The 1,319-nt window shown below is 44.5% G+C and carries 1 protein-coding gene and 1 pseudogene; one reads left to right on the forward strand and one right to left on the reverse strand.

Translation table 11 applies throughout. The features are described from left to right. Positions 1-331, reverse strand: a pseudogene (locus tag A3750_RS20230) (GMP synthase); the annotation flags it as partial. Positions 332-494: 163 nt separating this feature from the next. Here A3750_RS20230 and A3750_RS20235 point away from each other — a divergent pair. Then, positions 495-1,235, forward strand: coding sequence for an SIMPL domain-containing protein (locus tag A3750_RS20235; protein WP_068451909.1), 741 nt, complete (start codon positions 495-497; stop codon positions 1,233-1,235). Positions 1,236-1,319: the final 84 nt, after the last annotated feature.

A 1,319-nucleotide genomic window follows, 5' to 3' on the forward strand; every position in this document is an offset into this window, starting at 1 on the left:
CTCCAAGGACATCTGCCAGTAGCTGATGGCCGAAACAAATACCCACGACACGAATACCTGCATCATATATATTCTGAACGAGTATTCTGAGAGGTTCACGCCATTCAACCTCGTCATAGACCCCGGTTTTACTGCCACTGATCAAGTACGCGTCGCAGTCGCTAACATTGGAAGGTAATTCCCCATGGCATGCCTTGTACCGAATAAATTCTGGCTGCTCCGCTGCCAAAGTGGTTTTGGCTAACAGGTCACAAAACATGGATGCATAATTGGGATAGTCATCAACTAACTCCGGCGCAATCTCATCACAATCTAATATTCCAATTTTCATACTGCTGATCTCTTTCTATTTTTTCGTTGTGTTTCATTGCACTTTGCAAAGGTACACAGCTAATTTNGACTAAGCTGGTCATAAAGACCTACGCTATAACTTTAGTGATCCCTGCACCGTATTTACACGTTGCTAAACCTTAACAACTTGGAGTCCACCCTCTATGCCTCGCTCAATGAACTTAGAACAAGGTCCTGACCGCGCCATTTCTCTTATCTTACTCGGAGCTATGTTTGTCTTTTCTATATTCTCGACCCACATTGCAGCATCAGAGCAAAACGGCATTCGAGTTTCTGCGATCGGTACCTCTTCTGTCGAACCGGAGCTCGCTCGCATCAGTCTTAGTTTTGAGCACACAGCGGACACCGCCGATCTTGCGAGAGATTTTACAAGCAATCAAGTTAGCAAGCTCCTTAACTCATTGAAAGACTTCGATGTAGACAAAGACTCCTTGGACAGTAGCCAAGTAAACATTGCACCTCGATACAACTATCAAGATAAAGTAAGATCTCTAGAAGGCTACCAAGTGACCCGTTTCGTTAACTTCTCACTTTCCAACCTCGACCAACTTGAATCTTTGGTGAATGCCATTACCGCGTCTGAGGTTTCCCGCGTAAACGCGATACGTTTTGATGTCAAAGATTCTTCTGAAGCACACGCAATAGCTTTACAAAACGCAATTGAAAAAACCAAATCTGCTGCGCAGGTTATTGCTCAATCATATGGAGCTGAGCTCGGCAAAATTCAGTATGTTGAACACAACATTGAGCACAGCGATCGTCCCTCGCCAAGTCCAATGCGCGCGATGGCTGTGGAAGCCCAAAGCGCGGATGAACCTGACACCTATCAAATCAAAAATATCGAATTCAAAGCACGAGTTTCAAGCACATTTGAATTAGATTAAGCACTCTGTTCTAGGCTGTTGTTTGAAGTATCACGCATACCAAGCAGCAGCTTACGGTAATACAGAAACAGACCCGAAAGAATG

Source organism: Oleiphilus sp. HI0079 (genome assembly GCF_001635105.1).

Bases quoted from the DNA above. Each gene is read 5' to 3' on its own strand.
- A3750_RS20235 (WP_068451909.1), top strand. From the start codon at position 495: ATGCCTCGCTCAATGAACTTAGAACAAGGTCCTGACCGCGCCATTTCT.